17 protein-coding genes and 1 pseudogene are annotated in these 19,285 nt (G+C 73.3%); 6 read left to right on the top strand and 12 right to left on the bottom strand.

The genetic code is table 11. The features are described 5' to 3' along the window. The first annotated feature begins 15 nt into the window (after positions 1–15). Positions 16–459, top strand: coding sequence for a carboxymuconolactone decarboxylase family protein (locus D9753_RS28970; RefSeq protein WP_121789688.1), 444 nt, complete (start codon positions 16–18; stop codon positions 457–459). Here D9753_RS28970 and D9753_RS28965 read toward each other — a convergent pair. Next, the gene (locus D9753_RS28965) at positions 446–2,926 is read right to left on the bottom strand and encodes an alpha-L-arabinofuranosidase C-terminal domain-containing protein (RefSeq protein WP_121789687.1); all 2,481 of its coding nucleotides are present in this window, start codon (positions 2,924–2,926) and stop codon (positions 446–448) included. The two genes, D9753_RS28970 and D9753_RS28965, sit on opposite strands and share 14 nt — an antisense overlap. A gap of 124 nt (positions 2,927–3,050) precedes the next feature. On the opposite strand from D9753_RS28965, the gene D9753_RS28960 reads away from it, so the two are divergent. Beyond that, positions 3,051–3,494, top strand: coding sequence for a DUF6314 family protein (locus D9753_RS28960; protein ID WP_121789686.1), 444 nt, complete (start codon positions 3,051–3,053; stop codon positions 3,492–3,494). On the opposite strand, the gene D9753_RS28955 is transcribed toward D9753_RS28960, so the two are convergent. The 3 genes from D9753_RS28955 to D9753_RS28945 all read right to left on the bottom strand — a co-directional run bounded on the left by D9753_RS28955 (position 3,476) and on the right by D9753_RS28945 (position 6,119). After that, positions 3,476–4,069, bottom strand: coding sequence for a histidine phosphatase family protein (locus D9753_RS28955; protein ID WP_121789685.1), 594 nt, complete (start codon positions 4,067–4,069; stop codon positions 3,476–3,478). The two genes, D9753_RS28960 and D9753_RS28955, sit on opposite strands and share 19 nt — an antisense overlap. A 93-nt stretch (positions 4,070–4,162) precedes the next feature. Further along, positions 4,163–4,612, bottom strand: coding sequence for a GNAT family N-acetyltransferase (locus D9753_RS28950; RefSeq protein ID WP_121789684.1), 450 nt, complete (start codon positions 4,610–4,612; stop codon positions 4,163–4,165). Between the two features lie 10 nt (positions 4,613–4,622). Beyond that, entirely contained in the window at positions 4,623–6,119 is a 1,497-nt protein-coding gene (locus D9753_RS28945; RefSeq protein WP_205614289.1) for an aminotransferase-like domain-containing protein, read from the bottom strand. On the opposite strand from D9753_RS28945, the gene D9753_RS28940 reads away from it, so the two are divergent. After that, positions 6,118–7,029 carry a DMT family transporter gene (locus D9753_RS28940; protein ID WP_163010817.1) on the top strand — a complete coding sequence of 304 codons (912 nt, stop codon included), beginning with the start codon at positions 6,118–6,120 and terminating at the stop codon, positions 7,027–7,029. The two genes, D9753_RS28945 and D9753_RS28940, sit on opposite strands and share 2 nt — an antisense overlap. 20 nt (positions 7,030–7,049) lie before the next feature. Further along, positions 7,050–7,250: a DUF1918 domain-containing protein gene (locus D9753_RS28935; RefSeq protein ID WP_121789682.1), complete on the top strand. Its 201-nt coding sequence runs from the start codon at positions 7,050–7,052 to the stop codon at positions 7,248–7,250. A 1-nt stretch (position 7,251) separates the two neighbouring features. Here the strand turns inward: D9753_RS28935 and D9753_RS28930 are convergent. After that, a pseudogene (locus D9753_RS28930) lies at positions 7,252–8,549 on the bottom strand (glycoside hydrolase family 10 protein). Positions 8,550–8,717: 168 nt separating this feature from the next. On the opposite strand from D9753_RS28930, the gene D9753_RS28925 reads away from it, so the two are divergent. Beyond that, positions 8,718–9,593, top strand: a complete 876-nt coding sequence (locus D9753_RS28925) for a 3-hydroxybutyryl-CoA dehydrogenase (RefSeq protein ID WP_121789681.1) — start codon at positions 8,718–8,720, stop codon at positions 9,591–9,593. Positions 9,594–9,787: 194 nt separating this feature from the next. After that, positions 9,788–10,048, top strand: a complete 261-nt coding sequence (locus D9753_RS28920; RefSeq protein ID WP_121789680.1) for a hypothetical protein — start codon at positions 9,788–9,790, stop codon at positions 10,046–10,048. On the opposite strand, the gene D9753_RS28915 is transcribed toward D9753_RS28920, so the two are convergent. From D9753_RS28915 to D9753_RS28885, 7 genes are all read right to left on the bottom strand, one after another. Then, the gene (locus D9753_RS28915) at positions 10,045–10,608 is read right to left on the bottom strand and encodes an NUDIX hydrolase (RefSeq protein WP_121789679.1); all 564 of its coding nucleotides are present in this window, start codon (positions 10,606–10,608) and stop codon (positions 10,045–10,047) included. The genes D9753_RS28920 and D9753_RS28915 overlap by 4 nt on opposite strands. Before the next feature lie 65 nt (positions 10,609–10,673). Then, positions 10,674–12,014, bottom strand: coding sequence for a transcriptional regulator (locus D9753_RS28910; RefSeq protein ID WP_121789678.1), 1,341 nt, complete (start codon positions 12,012–12,014; stop codon positions 10,674–10,676). A 48-nt stretch (positions 12,015–12,062) separates the two neighbouring features. Continuing rightward, on the bottom strand, positions 12,063–13,160 hold the full coding sequence (locus tag D9753_RS28905; protein ID WP_121789677.1) for a PP2C family protein-serine/threonine phosphatase: 1,098 nt from the start codon (positions 13,158–13,160) through the stop codon (positions 12,063–12,065). Positions 13,161–13,406: 246 nt separating this feature from the next. Beyond that, positions 13,407–15,911 carry a phenylalanine--tRNA ligase subunit beta gene (gene pheT / locus D9753_RS28900; protein ID WP_121789676.1) on the bottom strand — a complete coding sequence of 835 codons (2,505 nt, stop codon included), beginning with the start codon at positions 15,909–15,911 and terminating at the stop codon, positions 13,407–13,409. Continuing rightward, positions 15,911–17,035 carry a phenylalanine--tRNA ligase subunit alpha gene (pheS, locus tag D9753_RS28895; RefSeq protein ID WP_121789675.1) on the bottom strand — a complete coding sequence of 375 codons (1,125 nt, stop codon included), beginning with the start codon at positions 17,033–17,035 and terminating at the stop codon, positions 15,911–15,913. Before pheS ends, pheT begins: the two co-directional genes overlap by 1 nt. A 137-nt stretch (positions 17,036–17,172) precedes the next feature. After that, complete coding sequence (locus D9753_RS28890; protein WP_121789674.1) at positions 17,173–18,318, bottom strand: sensor histidine kinase; 1,146 nt, start codon at positions 18,316–18,318, stop codon at positions 17,173–17,175. A 50-nt stretch (positions 18,319–18,368) separates the two neighbouring features. Next, on the bottom strand, positions 18,369–19,229 hold the full coding sequence (locus D9753_RS28885; RefSeq protein ID WP_121789673.1) for a TrmH family RNA methyltransferase: 861 nt from the start codon (positions 19,227–19,229) through the stop codon (positions 18,369–18,371). Positions 19,230–19,285: the final 56 nt, after the last annotated feature.

The following is a 19,285-nucleotide window of genomic DNA, read 5'->3' as shown; positions in this document are numbered from 1 at the left end:
CCTACGGTTCAGGTCATGAGCGACCGACGCAGCACCACCCGTGACGAACGTTTCGCCCATGGCCTGGAGGTACTGGAGTCCGTCGACGGCGAGGCCGGCCGGCGGGTCATCGACTCGCTCGCCGACATCAGCCCCGAGCTGGGACACCAGATCGTCGCCTGGGGATTCGGCGAGATCTACGCCCGGCCCGAGCTGGCGCCCCGGGACCGCCAGTTGGTCACCCTGGGCATGCTGACCGCCCTCGGCGGCTGCGAGGCCCAGCTCGAGGTGCACGTCAACGCGGCGCTGAACGTGGGGCTCACCCCGGAGCAGATCGTGGAGGCGCTGCTGCACTCGGCCACTTACTGCGGTTTCCCCAGGGCGCTGAACGCCACCTTCGTCGCGAAGAAGGTGTTCGCCGAGCGCGGGCTGCTGCCGGCCGGGCGGCAGCCCGCGGACGGGGCGCCTACTTCTCCCTGATCCTGAGGAAGGTGATGGAGTTCGCCGGGAAGGTGTACGTGAACCGGCCGGCGGCTCCGGTGAAGACCGACGTCCGGGGGGCGACCGGGGTGGACGTCCCGGTGTTGACCGCGTCCGGTGCGGCGGCGAGCGTGGTCACGCGGGCGCGGGGGGCGACCCGGGTGCCGCCCAGGTCGATGGCCGTGCGGGCCTCGGCGGAGCGGGCGTTGACGACCTTGACGATCAGCTCGCCGGTCCGCGCGTCCCGGGTGACGACCTGGCGGAACGGTTCGGCCGGCTTGTCGTCGGTGAAGCGGCCCCACTCCTGGCCGTCCAGGAAGAGGGTGACCTGACGGCCCCGGACCGTGACGCGGATGTCGTAGGTGCGGCCGGTCTCCACCGATCCGGCCCCGGACAGCAGCGTGGCCCTGCCGCCGTCCGCGGTCTGCTCGACCGCCGACCGGGTGTTGTTCCAGCCGCCGATGTTCCACCAGTAGTAGTTCCCGGTGTCCTTGACCCCGAAGGCGACGAGGAAGCCTTCCTTGCCGGACGTCTTGGTGGCCTTCACGTGCAGGTCGTAGTCGTGCCAGCGCGGGTCACCGGCCTGGACCATGGTGTTCTCGGCGCTGTCGTCGCTCTGGACGTACCGGCCGTCCCGGACGGACCAGCTACCGGTGCCGGTGTGCGTCCACCGGGCGGCGTCGCCGGAGAAGTCGTCGCTCAGCAGTGTGCTGCCGTCGGCCGCGGTGACCCGCACGTCGTCGTAGGCGGCGGCGGTGTCCCAGGTGGACAGGCCGACGGCGCCGGTGAGGGGTCCGCTCACGTCCGGGGTGGTGGTGGCCGTACTGGGCACCACCCGGTCGCCGACGTTGGTCATGAAGAGTTTCTGGACCTCGTAGTTGGCCGATCCCCAGGAGGCGTGGTTGTCGAACCACACCATGTCGGGGCTCCACTGCACGGCGTCCGCGTTGGCGAACAGCGGTGCGTAGGAGGCCAGCCGGACCACGTCCGCGTTGCGTTCCAGGCCGGTCATGTACGCCGCCTCGGCGAGGCCGTTCCTGAAGGCGTTGCCCTGGGAGGCGTACTCGCCGAGGAAGACCTTGGGGCCGGAGCGGTCGTAGGAGTCGTAGCGGTGGTTGTTCTGGAGGAACCACCGGGGGCTCTTGTAGTAGTGCTCGTCGACCAGGCCGACCCCGGCGTCCCGGTTGAGTTTCCAGGCCGTGTCGAAGGTCTGGCCGGAGTCGTCGGGGCCGGAGTTGGAGATCACCTGCATGGACGGGTACGCGGCTTGGATCGCCGCGCGGAACCGGGTGAAGCGGGCGAAGAACTCGGTGGGCAGGTTCTCCTCGTTGCCGACCTCGATGTGGGTGAGGTGGAAGGGCCTGGGGTGGCCCATCCGGGCGCGGACCTTCCCCCACTTCGAGGTCGCCGGGCCGTTGGCGAACTCGATGAGGTCCAGGGTGTCCTGGATGTGCCGGGCGAGCAGTGCGTCGTCGTCGACGGCCCGGTTCTGGCCGCAGCCGGTCACCAGGGCCGGGACGACGGGCAGCGGCATGGCGCCGATGTCCTCGGCGAAGCGGAAGTACTCGTAGTAGCCGAGGCCGTAACTCTGGTTGTAGCCCCAGAAGTTCGCGTTGGTGGCGCGTTCCTCGACCGGGCCCACCGTGTCCTTCCACTGGTAGGCGCGCTTGCGCTGCCAGCCGGAGGCCTCGCTGTAGTCCTGCATGGAGCCGGTGTTGACCAGGCAGCCGCCGGGGAAGCGGACGAAGCCCGGGTGCAGGGCGGCGACCTTCTCGGCGAGGTCCTTGCGCAGGCCGTTGGGCTCGTGCCGGTAGGTGTCGCGGGGGAAGAGGGACACCATGTCCAGGGCCGCGGCGGCGCGGGACGCCACGGTGAGCCGGCCGGTGGTGCTGGTGCGGGTCGCGGTGAAGGCGGCACGGTAGCGGGCCCAGCCGTGTGTGCCCACGGTGATCCGCCGGGCGGTCGCGAGCGTGCCGCCGGCGTCCTGGAGGGTCACGGTCAGCGTGGTGCCGGCGTCGGCGCGGGCCCACACCGAGAAGTCGTACTTCTGGCCGTCCCGCACGGCGACGCCGGTGTTGTAGCCGGTGTTCGTGACGGACGAACCGGCGCCCAGGGAGAGGTAGTCACGGTTGCGGTCGCCGAGGCGGCCGGAGTCGTCCACGACCCGTGCGGCGCCGGAGACCGTCCAGGCGGTCAGCGGGGTGTAGGCCGTGTTGTCGTCGGCGGAGTACTCGAAGGACCGGTTCTGGACCAGTTCGGCGTACAGGCCGCCGTCGGCGGCGCGGTTGATGTCCTCGAAGAAGACGCCGTACATCGTCCTGTCGATCTTCGGCCCCGTGGCCGAGGGATCGACGGTGATCGCGTAGTCGGTGACGTCCTCGGCGTGGGCGGGGGCGGGGAGGACGGTGGCGGCGAGCAGGACGGCGCTCGCTCCCAGGCCGAGTCTCCAGCGGGCGGTGCGTGACATGGATACTCCGCGGCTCGATGTTCGAAATATCAGACTGTGGTCAGCACTTCGAACGGCAAGATAGGGAAGGGGTATGAGCACGTCAATGGGGCGGGCTCGGTGGGACGGGCGGAGAGGGAGCACGTTGGACGAGTTGTGGCCCGTGGCCGACCTGCTGGCGCATCTCGCCGGACGCTGGCGGGCCGAGCGGAGCGTGCGGGACCTGGCGAGCGGGGACACCGGACACTTCACCGGGGAGACCGTCTTCAGCCCGCTGGACGGCGGCGGACTGCTGCACACGGAGTCCGGCACCTTCACCTGGCAGGGCGTGGCGCGGCCGGCCACGCGGACCCTGCGGTTCCTGCCGGGGCCCACGCCGGGCCGGGCGGACGTGCGGTTCGCGGACGGGCGGCCCTTCCACGCGCTGGACCTGACCTCCGGGCGGCACGTCGCCGACCACCCCTGCGCGGCCGACCTCTACCGGGGCGTGTTCACCGTCCGGGACGCCGGCCATTGGCGCACGGTCTGGCGGGTCGGCGGGCCGGCGAAGGACCTCGTCCTCATCACCGACTACGCGCGCGAGGCCTGAGCGCCGCCCCCGTCGAGGCGGAGGTTCCAGCGGCCCGAGCGGCCCGTGACCGTGGTCGTGGACAGCGGACGGACGTCGATGTTCCAGTAGGTGGACGGGGGCGCCTTCAGGGCGTAGACGAGGGCCGCGCGGATCACCGACGGTTCGGCCACCGCGACGATCCGGCCGCCGTCGTCCGCCGGCCGGGTGTCCAGCCAGCCGCCGACCCGGGAGATGAACACCAGCAGGGACTCGCCGCCGTGCGGGGTGGACCACGGATCGGCCAGCCAGGCGTCCACCGCGTCCGGCTCCCGGGCCATCGCCTCGCCCAGCGTCAGGCCGCGCCAGCGGCCCATGTCGCAGTCGCGCAGCGCCGGCTGGACCAGCGGGGCGTACCCCAGGGCGTCACCGGTGGCCCGGCTGCGCGGGGTCGGCGAGCAGTAGCGCAGCTCGGCCGCCGCCAGCGGCAGCAGGTCCCCGGCGACGCGCTGCACCTCGTCCCAGCCGGCCCCGTCCAGCGGCCGGTCGTCCTCGAAGCGCTCCGCGAGCAGGGAGGGACCGCGCGCGGCGGCGACGAACGTGACCCTCAGTGGCATGCCGTGATGGTGGGCCGCCCGGGGGACCAGGTCAAGAGGAGTTACCTGGGAGTTACCCGAGGAGTGCGGCCGGTACGGCCCGTACGGCCCCCCTCACCCGGCCTCCGGTGCGAAGGTGTGGATCATCCACTCCCCCGGTCGGTCCAGCTCACGGAACCCGAGCTTCTCGTACACGCCGTGCGCGTCCCGTGTCGCGAGCAGCAGCCGGCGCACGCCGAGGGGCCTCAGGTGGTCGCGGATCCGGCCGACGAACGCCGTGCCGATGCCCCCGCCGCGCACGGACGGGTCGACGTACACGTCCGCGAGCCAGGCGAACAGCGCGTGGTCGGTCACCACGCGCGCGTACGCCACCTGCCGGCCCGAAGTCGATTCGTACACCCCGAAGTTGACCGAGGACGCCATCGCGCGCTCATGCTGCTCCCGCCGGCGGCCGATCGCCCAGTACGCGTCGGCGGACAGCCAGCCGTGGACGCGGCCGACATCGACGCGGGCCGGGTCGGCGGAGAACTCGTAGCCCTCGGGAAGGCCGGGTGTGTCGCTCATGCGGTGATCCTCACAGGTCCGGCCGCGCCGGGACCAGCGGTTTTCCCAGCACCTCGGCGCAGGCCGCCCCGAGCCGCCGTACCCCCTCCGCGATCTCCCCGGTGCCGGCGACCGCGGCGAAGCTCAGCCGGAGGTGGGCGGCGGGGGGTTCGGCGCTGAAGTAGGGGCGGCCGGGGGTCAGGGCGACGCCCGCGCGCAGGGCGGCGGCGGCCAGCGCCGTCTCCGCTCCGGAGCCGAGCGCCGGGGAGGCGCCCCCGCCGCCGTCGGGCAGGCGCAGCCACAGGTGGTAGCCGCCGGAGGGGATGTGCGGCAGGGCCAGCTCGGGCAACTGCCGGGCGAGCGCGCTCGTCATGGCGTCCCGGCGGGTGCGCAGCTCGGCCGAGAGCGCGCGCAGATGGCGCGGCCAGGCCGGGGAGCCGACGAGTTCCAGGGCGGCCTCCTGGAGCGGCCGGGGCACGAAGAAGCTGTCCACGACCTGGATGGCGCGCAGGCGCTCCAGGACGGGGCCGTGCGCGGCCAGGGCGCTGACCCGGAAGCTGGGCGAAGTGGCCTTGGTGAGCGAGCCGACGTGGACGACCACGCCGTCCGGGTCGTCGGCGGCCAGCGGGCGGGGCAGCGGTCCCGCGTCGGCGTGCACCAGCCGGCGGACGAAGTCGTCCTCGACGACGAAGGCGCCGGCCTCCCGGGCGATGCGCAGGACTTCGGCGCGCCGGGCGGGTGCCAGGACGGCGCCGGTCGGGTTCTGGAACAGCGGCTGGCAGACGAAGACCCGGGCGCCGGTGGCCCGGAAGGCGTCCGCGAGCAGTCCGGGGCGTACCCCGTCGGGGTCCACGGGCACCGGGACGGGGCGCAGACCGGCCGCGCGGGCCAGGGCGAGCATGCCCGGATAGGTGGGCGACTCCACGAGGACCGGGGCGCCGGGCGGGGCGAGGGCGCGCAGGGCCGTGGCCAGCGCGGCCTGGCCGCCCGCCGCGATCAGCACCTCGGCCGCGGTGACGGCCCCGCCGATCCCGCGCGCGAACCACTCCCGCAGCTCCGGCAGCCCCTCCAGCGGCGGTCTCCCCCAGGCGCCGGGCCGCCGTCCGGCCCGGGCCAGGGCCGCCGCCATGGCCCGCTCGGGTTGCAGGGAGGGGTGGAGGTAGCCGCCGTTGAACTCCAGCACCCCGGGCGGCGGCGCGGCCAGCGAGACGGTGACCCCGGTGGCGTCCACCGTGCGGGGGACGAGGTCGGCGGCGCCGTCGGCGCTCAGCGCGACCTCCTGCCAGGAGGTGTCCCCGGCGGGAGCCTGCGTGGCGTGCGGCCGGGCCCGGAAGGCACCGGCACCGGGCCGGGTGACCACGAGTCCCTCGGCTGCGAGCTGGGCGAGGGCCCGGGAGACGGTCACCGGGCTCACCCGGAACCGCTCGACGAGCGCCCGGCTCGACGGCAGCTTTCCATCGACGGGATAGCGGTCGAGGTCCCGCCGCAACTGTTCGGCCAGTTCAGCCACGCTGCTACGCTGATGCATGAGAACCCAGAGTAGCGCTACTACGGCGAGCCCGATAGCGGTCACCGCTCCCCGGGAGTCCGGGGGCCTCGGCACCCTCCAGGCCGCCCTCGGTGTGGTCGCCTTCTCGCTGACGTTCCCCTCGACTGCCTGGGGACTGGAGAGCTTCGGCCCCTGGTCCCTGGTGGCGGTGCGCGGGGTCCTGGCCGCCGTCGTCGCCGGCGGCTGCCTGCTGGCCCTGCGCGTACGGCTCCCGGCCCGCCGCCATCTCGCGGGTCTCGCCGTGGTCGCCGCCGGCGTGGTGCTGGGCTTCCCGATGCTCACCACGCTCGCCCTGCAGACCTCCACCACCGCGCACGCGGCCGTGGTGGTGGGGCTGCTGCCGCTGACCACCGCCGCGCTCTCGGCCCTGCGCACGGGCGCCCGCCCCTCCCGCCGGTTCTGGCTGGCGGCCGTCGCCGGCGCGGCGGCCGTGATCGCCTTCACCCTCGCCCAGAGCGGCGGCACGCTCACCGCCGCCGACGGTTTCCTCTTCGCGGCCCTGCTGGTGTGCGCGGCCGGCTACACCGAGGGCGGCCGGCTGGCCCGCGTCATGCCGGGCTGGCAGGTCATCGGCTGGGCGCTCGTGCTGTGCCTGCCGCTCAGCCTGCCGGCCGCCGCGCTCGCGCTGGCGTACGAGCCCGTGCACCTCACCGGGCACGGCATCGCCGGTCTGCTGTGGGTGGCGCTGGGTTCGCAGTTCCTCGGTCTCGTCGTCTGGTACCGGGGGATGGCGGCCATCGGCATCCCCCGGGCCAGCCAGTTGCAGTTGGCACAGCCCCTGCTCACACTGGTGTGGTCGGCGCTGCTGCTGGGCGAGCGCTTCACGGCGGCCGCCCCGCTGACCGCCGTCGCGGTGCTCGTGTGCATCGCCGTCACACAGCGGTCGTGATCGTGAGGAGGGCCCGTCAGATGCACGCATCCAAGGGCGACCGCCTTGTCCAGCACGGCAGGGTGGTCGGCCAGCACGACCAGGTCACGGAAGTGGTCGAAGTGATGGGCCAGGAGGGCAATCCGCCCTACCGGGTCCGTTTCGCGGACGGGCGGGAGGCCGTGATGTCCCCCGGCCCCGACTGCGAGGTCCGTCATCCCGAGGACCGGAGACAGCAGTAGGTCAGCGCGGTGGCACCGCCGGCCGCCGGTAGTGGTCGGCGACCACCCGTGCCATCGCCCCGGGGCCGGATCGGCCGCGACCTCCTTGGCGGCGAAGAACACGTGCCCGCGCACCTGCGGGTACCGCGCGGCGAGGGTCAGGTGCCGGGACAGCTCGACCGGGTCCTGCCAGGCCGAGGGCTGACCGGCCGCACCCGCCTTGTACAGGGCCTCGCCGGCGTACAGCCGCGTCCCCGTGCCCCGGGCGACCTCCGCCCACCAGGCCACCAGCTCGGCGTAGTCGGCGGCGGCGAAGCCGATGTGCCAGTAGAGCTGCGGCACGACGTAGTCGATCCAGTTGCCGCGGACCCACTTGCGGGTGTCCGCGTAGAGGTCGTCGTACGTCTGCACCCCCGCCCGGGTCTCGGAGCCGCGCGCGTCCGTCGAGGCGTTGCGCCACACCCCGAAGGGGCTGATCCCGAACCGGGTGCCGGGCCGGACGCGCCGGATGTCCGCCGCCGTCTCCCGCACCAGCTTGTCGATGTTGTCCCGCCGCCGCCAGGCGGCCCGGCCGGGGAAGGCGCCGCCGTACCGGTCGTAGGCGTCCTCGTCGTCGAAGGTCTGGCCGGCGACCGGATAGGGGTAGAAGTAGTCGTCGAAGTGGACGGCGTCGACGGGGTACCGGGCGACCGCGTCGAGCATGGCGCGCCGCACGAAGGCGCGGACCTCGGGCAGGCCGGGGTTGTAGTACAGCCGGCCGCCGTAGGGCACCACCCAGTCCGGGTGCCGGCGGGCCGGGTGGGAGGGGGCCAGCCGGCCCGGGTCGGTGTGGTTGGCGATCCGGTACGGGTTGAACCAGGCGTGCAGTTCCAGGCCCCGCGCGTGGGCCTCCCGCACGGCGGTGCCGAGGGGGTCCCAGCCGGGGCTCCTGCCCTGCGTGCCGGTCAGGTACTCGGACCAGGGCTCGTACGGCGACGGCCAGAGGGCGTCGGCGGTGGGCCGTACCTGGAAGACGACCGTGTTGAGCCGGCGGCGGGCCGCGTGGTCGAGGTGGGCGATCAGCTCCTTGCGCTGGGTGCTCGCCGGGAGGCCGGGGCGGGAGGGCCAGTCCCGGTTGGCCACCGTCGCGAGCCAGACACCGCGCATCTCCGCCGTGGCCCGTGGCAGCCGGGACGGGACCGGGTGCGCGCCCGGCGCCGCGACGGCGGCCCCGCCCGCGCCGCCGGGTGCCGGGCCCGCGGCACGCGCGGCCCCGGCCGGTGCCGCGGCCAGCGTGGACAGCGCGGCCAGCGTGAAGGTCCGCCGTGACATGCGTCCCATCCGCACACCCCCATACGCTTCGGATCCGCCTCGTCACGGATCGTCTCGCGTCCCAGAATGCCCCCACCCGGGCGATCGATCATCGATACTTGGCGGTAACGTGCACGATCGGAGCAGGCGCCGAACCCGGAGGCCTGCCGAGCGAGCCGGAGAAGCGAAGGGGACGATGTGACGGGCATCCCAGGGGGAGACATTGCGCGCGTCGGGGTCGTGGGCTGCGGCCAGATGGGCGCGGGCATCGCCGAGGTGTGCGCCCGCGCGGGACTGGACGTGAAGGTCGCCGAGACCACCGGCGAAGCCCTGGAGATCGGCCGCACCCGGCTGTTCAACTCCCTGGGCAAGGCCGCCGAACGCGGCAAGATCACCGAGGAGGACCGGGACGCCACGCAGGCGCGCCTGAGCTTCACCACCGACCTCGGCGAGTTCGCCGACCGGGATCTGGTGATCGAGGCCGTCGTCGAGAACGAGCAGGTCAAGACCGAGATCTTCCAGGTGCTCGACCAGGTGGTGACCCGGACGGACGCGATCCTGGCCTCCAACACCTCCTCCATCCCGCTGGTGAAGCTGGCGGTCACCACCTCCCGGCCGGACCACGTCGTCGGCATCCACTTCTTCAACCCGGCACCGGTGCAGCAGCTAGTCGAGCTGATCCCGGCGCTCACCACCTCCGAGGGCACCCTCAGCCGCGCCCAGCTCTTCGCCGAGAAGGTGCTGGGAAAGCACGCCATCCGCGCCCAGGACCGCTCCGGGTTCGTGGTGAACGCGCTGCTCGTGCCGTACCTGCTGTCGGCGATCCGGATGTTCGAGTCGGGCATCGCTAGCCGCGAGGACATCGACAACGGCATGGAGATGGGCTGCGCCCACCCGATGGGCCCGCTGAAGCTGTCCGACCTGATCGGTCTGGACACCATCGTCTCCATCGCCAACTCCATGTACGCCGAGTACAAGGAGCCGCTGTACGCCGCTCCCCCGCTGCTCCAGCGCATGGTCGAGGCGGGCCGGCTGGGCCGGAAGGCCGGCTCCGGCTTCTACACCTACGGCTGACCACCGAGAGCGACGCCCTGCGGGCCCGGCACCGGATGCGGTGCCGGGCCCGTCCGTTTCACACACCGTGTGCGCGACGGGCACGCATATGCCCGTCGCACACGCTCCCCACGCGCCCACCAGGCGAGTTGACTCTCCATGCGCATGCAAGGGAAGCGGAATCATCCATTTCGACTACCGAGAGGAACGGACCTGTGACCGTCGATCCGGAGCATCCCGTGATCCATGGAGAACTCGCGGAGTTACGGCGCCGCCTCGACGTGGCTTACGCCCGCGTCGAGGGCGGACTGGCGCTGCAGCGTCACCGCACCGAGGAGACCGCCAAGGAGCTGGACGAGCTGAACTCCCGGCTGACCTCGCTGGAACACACGCGCTGGCCGCTGCCCTCGCTCGCCGCGCTGACCGCGCTCGGCGCGCTCGCCGCGACGATCTGGCAGGCGATGACGGCCCACTAGTCCTCGGCGGCCCCGAGGTGGTGCTGGTCCTCGGTGAGCCTGAGGTGGTGCAGCAGGAGTAAGGCGGCCGCCATGTTGGCGGCCGGGACCTCCCCGCGGGCGATCAGGTCGGGCACGAGTTTGAGGGGGACCCATTCCCGCCGGTCCGACTCGAAGTCGTCCACGGGGTGTCCGACGTACTCGCCCCGCTCCGACCAGTAGATGTGGTGCCGGGCGTCGGTGAGGCCGTTGGACGGCTCCACGCTCATGAGGTGGTGCAGGGGCCCCGGCCGCCAGCCGGTCTCCTCCTCCAGTTCCCTGGCCGCCGCGCGCGCGATGTCCTCGCCGTCCTCGACGACACCCGCGGCCAGTTCCCACCCCCAGGTGTCGGTGATGAACCGGTGCCGCCACAGCAGCAGCACCTCGTTCGCCTCGTTGACCACCGTCGCCACCGCCACGGGACGCAGCCGGATCACGAAGTGGTCCAGGTGCCGGCCGTCCGGCAGCTCGACATCTGCGAGATTGACACTGAACCAGCGGTTCTCATACACCGTTTGTTCGTTCTGTTTCGTCCACTGCACGGTTCTGCCACCTTCCGCTGAGTAAGTGGCAATATCGCAGCAGGGACGGTGCGCCCGCAGTGGGCCTACAGCGGTACGCGCAGTGCCCCGTCGATGAGTTCGGCGGCTTCGGCGGTGCCGGCCGAGCCGCACCGCAGCAGATGGTCACGTACCGCGCGGAGTCTGTCCCGCAGCCGCTGGGATTCCATTCCGCAGGCCTGTTCGGCCATCTGCACGGCGGTGGCCGCCGCCCGGTCGGCGTTGCCCCGGCGCAGCTCGATGGTGCTCAGCATGGCCAGCCGGTGCACCCGCCCCCGGTCGTGCGCCGGGTTGTCGACGGCTGCCGCCGCGTGCTCCCGCGCGGCGCCGAGATCCCCCAGACTGAGCAGCGCCTCGGCCACCTGTACGTTGACGAGCCCCGGCTGGACGTACCCCGTCTCGTCCGGCTCGTGCCCCCGCCGGATCCGCCCGGCCGCCGTCTCCGCGCGCCGGATGCAGTGCAGCGCGCTGCCGCTGTCGCCGAGGTGCGCGTACGCCTTGGCCTGCATCGCGTACAGATCCGAGGCGAGCGCCGGGGTGATGTGCCGGCCGGCGGTGCGCAGCGCGGCCTCGGCGAAGGCGACGGCCTGCCGGTACTCCCGCATGAACAGCGACTGGTTGACCAGCAGGGCTATCACATACGCCCCCAGTCCCCGGTCCCCGCTGGCCTTGGCCAGGCGCAGCGCCTGGTGGAAGTAGCGCTGGGCGAGCCCGTGCGCGTCGGAGTCGTACGCGCAGATGCCCGCGATCGCCACCAGCCCGCCGGTCGCCCGGTGCAGTTGGCGGCCGGTGGCGTCGGTGTAGCCGCCGCGCAGCAGCGGCGCGGCCTCGGCGTTGAGGAAGCCGACGACCCGGATCCGGGTCGCGATGCCCCCCGCCTTGCGGTAGAGCTGCTCGTAGTGCGCGCGGGCGGCCCGGAGCATCTCGATGTCGGACGCGGTGACCGCGTGCCGGCCGCCCCGCGAGACGTCGACGTCCTCGGGCGGGTTCTCCCACTCCCACACCGGCATCACGGCAGGGGTCCCGGTGACGGCGGGCGCCCCGAGCACGTGGGACCGCTGCTGCTCGTCGGACCGCCACAACGCGGTGGCCCGCTCCACGAACCCGTTGAGCGAGCCGGTATGCGGGGTGCTCGGCCCACCGGGCACACCGAGGCCGATGTCGTCGAGCGTGACCTGCCGGTGCAGCCGCGCCGCCAGCACCTCACAGATCAGGTCGGGCACCTGACCACGGGGCCGCTGCCCCTTCAGCCACCGGGCCACCGCGGTGTGTTCGTAGCGCAGCGCGAGACCGCGGGCGCGTCCCGCCTGGTTGACGTGGGCGGCGAGACCGGCGTGCGAGATCCCCGCCTCGTCCAGGATGGCGTCGAGCAGAGTGTTGGGCTGCATGGGATGCCCCCCGAGTGACCTGGTGCCGACAGCGTAGTGGGTCCGCCTTCACACGGGGTGTGAACAGCGGCGGCCCTGCCGGGCGGCGCCGGACGCCAGTGGCGCGTCGTCGGCCGGGCACGCGGTACCCCGCGCCCCCGACGGCCGTCTGTCCTTCCGGTCGTTGCGCAGGACCAGGACCGCGACGTCGTCCGCGGGCCTTCCGCCGGTGTGGTGCAGCAGTGCGCCGAACACCGTGCGCAGAACCGTCTGCGGGGAGGCGGGATGGTCGCGCACGACCTCGCTGAGCACGTCCGGCAGGGAGAAGAACCGTCCCCGGCCGTCCCGGGCGTCCTCCGCGCCGTCCGTGAACAGCACCAGCGACTCGCCCGGCAGCAGCCGGCCGCAGGGCAGGGGCGCCGGCTCCGCGGGCGGCGGGAACGGGCCCAGCGGCGGCAGCGGATCGGTGCGGGTGAGCGGCTGGACCCCCGTGCCCCGCAGCACGTACGGCCAGGGGTGGCCGCAGTTGAGGGCGCGGAGCGTGCCGTCCCTGTCGATCTCCAGGAGCAGGACGGTCACGAACTCCTCGGCGACCGGGCCGTCGGGGGCGAGGACGCCGCACGCGGGGTGTGCGGCGCGGGCGCGTTCGCGCAGATGACGGCCGAGGGTGCGGTCCAGCCGGTGCAGCACCCGGCCCAGTTCGGGCTCGTCGTGGGCGGCCTCGCGGAAGCTGCCGAGGAGGGCGGCGACGGTACCGAGGGCGGCCAGACCGTGCCCCCGTACGTCCCCCATGACCACCCGCACCCCGTGCTCGGTGGCGATGGCCTCGTACAGGTCGCCGCCGACGCTCGCGCCCCGGTCGGCGGAGAGCTGGGCCGCGCCGACGTTGAGCCCGTCCAGCCAGGGCGGCAGCGGGCGCAGGACGACGCTCTGGGCGGCGCACGCCGCCCGCCGGGCGAGCCGCAGTTCCCGCAGGAGGGCACGCCGGGCGTGGAGGATGAGGGCGGTGCCGACGGCGAGGAAGACCGCGCTGGTGAAGAGGCGTGCCCCGAGCCCGTCCTGCCGGGCGAGCGGGCAGCCGTATCTGTAGCCGACGGCCACGGCTCCCCAGAGCGTGGGCAGTACGGCTCCTCGCGCGGTGGGCGCCCGTGCCTTGATGCGGATCATGCCTCTGGTCCCCCATATGGGCCCTGACAGAGGAATCGGACCGGCCCCGAAAGACCGGTCCGATTCTGTCGACGGCATGAGCCGGAGGGACCCGATCAACTCCGATTCCCACCCGAACGAGTGAGACCACCCGGGCCGACCCGCATTTATGCGGCTGACAGGGGGTTCCGCGCGCCCCCGCAGGGGGGCGGCACACGGCTCGGCCGGCCACGGCGAACCCGTGGCCGGCCGGTCGGTCCGCCGCGTTCAGCCGCGCAGCGCCGCTCCGGTCCGCTCGCCCGCGAGGGCGACCGCCGCGTCCCGCGCAGCGGACGCCTCGTCCACGGTCAGCGTGCGGTCGGACGCCCGGAACCGCAGCGCGTACGCCAGCGACTTCCGCCCGTCCCCGAGCTGCTCGGCGTTCTCGTACACGTCGAACAGCCGGATCGACTCGAGGAGTTCGCCCGCGCCCTCACGCAGCGCGGCCTCCACTTCGGCGGCCGGCACGAACTGGTCGACCACGAGGGCGACATCCTGCGTGGCCACCGGGAAGGCCGAGATCCGCGGCCCCTTCACCAGGCCCGCGCTCGCCTCCTCCAGCGCGTCCAGGTCCAGCTCCATCGCGCAGGTACGCGCCGGCAGACCCAGGGCCTGCACGACCCGCGGGTGCAGCTCGCCGGCGTACCCGACGACCCGCTCGGTGCCGTCCGCCGCGACCGCCAGCTCGGCGCAGCGGCCGGGGTGCCACGGGCCGTACTGGCCCTTGCGGACGATCAGCTCGGTGCCGGTCTCCCGGGCGGTGATCCGCGCGGCCTCGACGGCGTCGGCCCAGTCGGCCGGGCGTCCCCTGCCCCACCAGCCGGCCTGCTCGCGGGCGCCGGCGAGGACGACGGCGGCGTGCCGGGGCTGGACGGGGAGCGCCTCGGTCAGGGAGGCGATCTCCTCGGCCGTGGGACGCCGGTCGACGGGCAGCCGGACCGCGGCCTTCGCCTCCGCGCGCGGATGGAACACCAGGCCCGTCTCGAACAGCGCCAGGTCGTGCGACCCGCGGCCGTCGTTGCGCCGCAGCGCGGCCAGCAGGCCCGGCAGCAGCGTGGTACGGAGCGCCGGCTCCTCGTCGGAGAGCGGGTTGACCAGCGTGACGACCGCGCGCCTGGGGTCGTCCGGCTCCAGGCCCAGCCGGTCGAGGACCTGCTCGCCGATGAAGGGGTAGTTCGGCGCCTCGACGTAGCCGGCGCCGGCCAGCGCGCGGCCGACGCGGCGGTGCAGCCGCTGCCGCTCGGTCAGGCCGCGGCCCGCGGGGGGCTCGGGCAGCGTGGAGGGCAGGTTCTCGTAGCCCTCCAGGCGGATGACCTCTTCGGCGAGGTCGTTCGGGTCGGTCAGGTCGCCACGCCAGGACGGCACGGTGACGATCAGCTCATCCTGTCCGTAGACGTCGCAGCCGATCTCCTGGAGGCGGCGGACCACGGTCTCGCGGCCGTACTCCACGCCCGCCACCCGGTCGGGGTGGTCGGCCGGGATGGTGATGGTGCGCGGCGCGGAGGGCGCGACGACCTCGGTGACGCCCGCGTCGGCCGTGCCGCCCGCGAGGAGCACGAGCAGGTCGACGGTCCGCTGGGCGGCCGCCGCGGCGGCCTGCGGGTCGACGCCGCGCTCGTAGCGGCGGGAGGCCTCGGAGGACAGCTTGTGCCGGCGCGCGGTGCGCGCGATGGAGATCGCGTCGAAGTGCGCGGCCTCGATGACGACCTCGGTGGTGCTGCCCTCGGTGTCGTCGATCTCGGTGTGGGCGCCGCCCATGACGCCGGCGAGGCCGATGGGGCCGCGCTCGTCGGTGATGACCAGGTCCTGGGCGTCGAGGGTGCGGGTGACGCCGTCGAGCGTGGTGAGCTGCTCGCCGGCCTCGGCGCGCCGCACTCCGACAGGGCCCTGGACGCGGGCGCGGTCGTACGCGTGCAGGGGCTGGCCCAGCTCCAGCATCACGTAGTTGGTGACGTCCACCGCGAGGGAGATCGGGCGCATCCCGGCCTTCTGCAGCCGGCGCTGGAGCCAGATCGGGGACCGCGCCTCGGGGTCGAGGCCGGAGACGGTGCGGGCGGTGAAGCGGTCGCAGCCGAAGGGGTCGGAGACCTGGACCGGGTAGCCGTAGGCGTTCGGCGCGGGCACGTCCAGCAGGGCCGGGTCGCGCAGCGGCAGGCCGTAGGCGATGGCGGTCTCGCGGGCGACCCCGCGCAGCGACAGGCAGTAGCCGCGGTCGGGCGTGACGGCGATGTCCAGGACCTCGTCGACCAGTTCGAGCAGCTCGATGGCGTCGGTGCCCACCTCGTACTCCGGCGGGAGCACGATGATGCCGTGTGTCCCGTCGTCGCCCATGCCCAGCTCGTCCGCGGAGCAGATCATGCCGTGGGAGGTCCTGCCGTACGTCTTGCGCGCGGAGATCGCGAAGCCGCCGGGCAGCACGGCGCCCGGGAGGACCACGACGACCTTGTCGCCGACGGAGAAGTTGCGGGCGCCGCAGACGATCTCCTGGGGCTCACCGGTGCCGTTGGCCCGGCCGACGTCGACGGTGCAGAAGCGGATGGGCTTCTTGAAGCCCTCCAGCTCCTCGATGGTGAGCACCTGGCCGACGACGAGCGGCCCCTTGAGGTCGGTGCCGAGCTGCTCGACGGTCTCGACCTCGAGGCCGACCGAGATCAGCTTCTCCTGGACGTCGCGCCCGGTCTCCGTCGCCGGCAGGTCGACGTACTCCCGCAGCCAAGAAAGCGGGACCCGCATCAGATCTCCATCCCGAACGGCCGGGTGAACCGGACGTCACCCTCGACCATGTCTCGCATGTCTTCGACGTTGTGGCGGAACATGAGCATCCGCTCGATGCCGAACCCGAAGGCGAAGCCGCTGTACCTCTCGGGGTCGACGCCGCAGGCGGTGAGGACCCGCGGGTTGACCATGCCGCAGCCGCCCAGCTCGATCCAGCCCTCGCTGGAGCAGGTGCGGCAGGGCCGGTCGGGGTTGCCGACGGACTCGCCCTTGCACACGTAGCAGAGCATGTCCATCTCGGCGCTCGGCTCGGTGAAGGGGAAGTAGTTGGGGCGCAGCCGCGTCTTCATGTCCGGGCCGAAGAGCGACTGGACCATGTGGTCCAGGGTGCCCTTGAGGTCGGCCATGGTCAGGCCCTCGTCCACGGCCAGCAGCTCGATCTGGTGGAAGACCGGGGTGTGGGTCGCGTCCAGCTCGTCGGTGCGGTACACCCGGCCGGGGCAGACGATGTAGACCGGCAGCTCGCGCTCCAGCAGGGCGCGGGCCTGCACGGGCGAGGTGTGGGTGCGCAGGATGACACCGGAGTCGCCGTTCTCGCCCTGGGGGCCGTCGACGAAGAAGGTGTCCTGCATCTGCCGGGCCGGGTGGTCCGGGGTGAAGTTGAGGGCGTCGAAGTTGAACCACTCCGCCTCGACCTCGGGGCCCTCGGCGATCTCGTATCCCATGGACACGAAGACGTCCGCGACGCGCTCCATCATGGTGGTCAGCGGGTGCCGGGCGCCGGCCGGGACGCGGTCGTACGGGAGTGTGACGTCCACCGCCTCCTCGACCAGGACGCGGGCGTCCCGCTCGGCCTCCAGCTCCACCTGGCGGGCGGCGAGGGCCTTGTTCACGGCGCCGCGGGCCATGCCGACGCGCTTGCCGGCCTCGGCCTTGGCGTGCGGGGGCAGGGCGCCGATCTCGCGGTTGGCGAGGGCCAGCGGGGAGGCCGGGCCGGTGTGGGCGACCTTCGCCTCGTGGAGCGTGTCGAGCGAGTCCGCGGCGGCGAAGGCGGCGAGCGCCTCGTCCCGCATGCGCTCGATCTCTTCCGGTTTCAACGCCTCGACCTCGACAGGGTCGTACGACTTATTCGGTGCCGACATCTCTTCCCGTACTTCCGATTGGCTGGCGGATGGTCCCCGTCACCGGCTGATGGACAGTGCGTCCTGGCTTTCGGGACACAAAGGTGCCAAAGGCCGAGTCTAACGGGGTGGAGGTGTGCCGATGCGCCCGTGGGCCACTAGGCGAGATACGCCGGGGCCGCCACGGGCAGCGTAAAGCGGAACTCGGCGCCGCCGCCGGGGGCGCGGCCGACCGTGATGGTGCCGCCGTGGGCCTCGACGATGCCCTTGACGATGTACAGCCCGAGCCCGGTGCCGCCGCGCTTGCTGCCCCGCCAGAAGCGGGTGAAGACGCGGTTCATGGACTCCTCCGGGATGCCGGGCCCCTCGTCGCTCACCGTGACCGACGTGGCTGCGTTCTCGCCGTCCTCGCCCTCACGCGGGGACGCCGAGGGCGTGACGTCAATGGTGACGGTTCCCTCACCGTGCCGCACGGCATTTTCGATGAGGTTGCTGAGGACCTGGTCGATCTTGTCGGGGTCCGCCCACAGCGCGGGCAGCGGCTGTTCGATGCGGAGCAGGAAGCGGTCGGCGGGCTGGCCGGCGGCGACGTAGGCCTGGATGTGCCGGGAGACGGCGGCCCCGATGTCGACGGGCTGGCGGCGCAGCTCCAGGCGCCCGGAGTCGATGCGGGAGATGTCGAGCAGCTCGGCGATGAGGCGGGTGACCCGGTCGGCGTCGGCGTCGACGGTCTCCAGCATGAGCCGCTTCTGGTCGTCGGTGAAGCGTTCCCACTTGGCGAGGAGGGTGGCGGTGAAGCCCTTCACGGAGGTCAGCGGGGAGCGCAGCTCGTGGGCGACGGTGGCGATCAGCTCGGCGTGGCTGCGCTCGGTACGGCGGCGGGCCTCGGTGTCCCGCAGGGAGACGACCACGGTGCGCACCGGCCCCAGCGGCTCCTCCCGTACGTAGCGGGCGGAGACCAGCACCTCCCGGCCGCCGGGCAGCAGCAGGTTGCGCTCGGGCTGCCGGACCCGGATGGCGAGCCCGCCGTAGGGGTCGGTGAGCTGCCACCAGCGGCGGCCCTCCAGGTCCTCCAGCGGCAGCGCCCGCTCCAACGGCCGGCCGAGGGCGTCGGCGGCCCGTACGGCGGTGATGCGGGCGGCGGCGGCGTTGAAACAGACCACCCGGCCGTGCGCGTCGGCGACGACGAGGCCGTCGGGCAACTGGTCGGGATCGAAGCCGAATGCCGCGTCGCGGTGCCGGGGCACGGCGGCCTGTCGCGCGTCCCGTCCCTCCGGCGCGGTGCTCGTGCCGGCCACAGTCATCCCCGAACCCCACCTCTCAGACCGCGAGCGGCCCCGAGTTGGTCACCCTACTAGCTCTGGGTGACGGATCGGCACCCTCCGGAGGCGCGCTGTGCGCGGGCCGACGCGTAGAGACATACGGCGGCGGCCGTGGCGAGGTTCAGGCTCTCGGCGCGTCCGTGGATGGGGACGCTCACGACGGCGTCGGCGAGGGCGCGGGTCTCCTGCGGGAGCCCCCAGGCCTCGTTGCCGAACACCCACGCGGTGGGCCCGCCCATGGTGCCCCGGTCCAGCTCCTCGTCCAGGTCGCGGTCCCCGGCGCCGTCGGCGGCGAGGATGCGCACGCCCGCGTCCTTCAGTCCCGCCACGGCCCGCTCGACGGGGACGCCGACGGCGACGGGCAGGTGGAAGTGGGAGCCGACGGAGGCGCGTACGGCCTTGGGGTTGTACAGGTCGACGGAGGCGTCGGTGAGGATCACGGCCTCGGCGCCGGCGGCGTCCGCGCAGCGCAGCACCGTGCCGGCGTTCCCCGGGTCCCGCACGTGGGCGAGGACGGCGACGAGCCGGGGGCGGGCGGCGAGGATGTCCTCGAAGGGGGTGTCCAGGAACCGGCAGACCCCGACCAGCCCCTGCGGGGTGACGGTGGTGGAGATCTCGGCGATGACCTCCTCGGAGGCCAGGTGCAGCCGGGCGCCCGCGTCCCGCGCCTCCCCCACGATGTCGGCGTACCGCTCCGCGGCCTCGACGGTGGCGAACAGCTCGACCAGGGTGGCCTGCCCGCCGGACCGGTGCCCGGCGGCCTCCCGCACGGCCTGCGGGCCCTCCGCGAGGAACAGCCGGTCCTTCCCCCGGAAGTTCCGCTTGGCGAGCCGCCGCGCGGCGCTCACCCGGGCGGACCGGGGGGAGATGAGTTCGGGGGAGACGGGGGGCATCCTCTTACCTTCGAAAACTCGTGTCCGCCGCGGCGGCGACCGGCCTCGGCGGCGGA

The sequence above is a fragment of the Streptomyces dangxiongensis genome (assembly GCF_003675325.1).
Classification (GTDB): Bacteria; Actinomycetota; Actinomycetes; order Streptomycetales; family Streptomycetaceae; genus Streptomyces; species Streptomyces dangxiongensis.
This window is presented reverse-complemented; position numbering and strand designations above follow the sequence as displayed.

Coding starts and splice junctions, on each gene's coding strand:
- D9753_RS28970 (WP_121789688.1), top strand. CDS start 16: ATGAGCGACCGACGCAGCACCACCCGTGACGAACGTTTCGCCCATGGC.
- D9753_RS28965 (WP_121789687.1), bottom strand. CDS start 2,926: ATGTCACGCACCGCCCGCTGGAGACTCGGCCTGGGAGCGAGCGCCGTC.
- D9753_RS28955 (WP_121789685.1), bottom strand. CDS start 4,069: ATGCCACTGAGGGTCACGTTCGTCGCCGCCGCGCGCGGTCCCTCCCTG.
- D9753_RS28950 (WP_121789684.1), bottom strand. CDS start 4,612: ATGAGCGACACACCCGGCCTTCCCGAGGGCTACGAGTTCTCCGCCGAC.
- D9753_RS28940 (WP_163010817.1), top strand. CDS start 6,118: ATGAGAACCCAGAGTAGCGCTACTACGGCGAGCCCGATAGCGGTCACC.
- D9753_RS28945 (WP_205614289.1), bottom strand. CDS start 6,119: ATGCATCAGCGTAGCAGCGTGGCTGAACTGGCCGAACAGTTGCGGCGG.
- D9753_RS28935 (WP_121789682.1), top strand. CDS start 7,050: ATGCACGCATCCAAGGGCGACCGCCTTGTCCAGCACGGCAGGGTGGTC.
- D9753_RS28910 (WP_121789678.1), bottom strand. CDS start 12,014: ATGCAGCCCAACACTCTGCTCGACGCCATCCTGGACGAGGCGGGGATC.
- D9753_RS28905 (WP_121789677.1), bottom strand. CDS start 13,160: ATGATCCGCATCAAGGCACGGGCGCCCACCGCGCGAGGAGCCGTACTG.
- pheT (WP_121789676.1), bottom strand. CDS start 15,911: ATGCGGGTCCCGCTTTCTTGGCTGCGGGAGTACGTCGACCTGCCGGCG.
- pheS (WP_121789675.1), bottom strand. CDS start 17,035: ATGTCGGCACCGAATAAGTCGTACGACCCTGTCGAGGTCGAGGCGTTG.
- D9753_RS28890 (WP_121789674.1), bottom strand. CDS start 18,318: ATGACTGTGGCCGGCACGAGCACCGCGCCGGAGGGACGGGACGCGCGA.
- D9753_RS28885 (WP_121789673.1), bottom strand. CDS start 19,229: ATGCCCCCCGTCTCCCCCGAACTCATCTCCCCCCGGTCCGCCCGGGTG.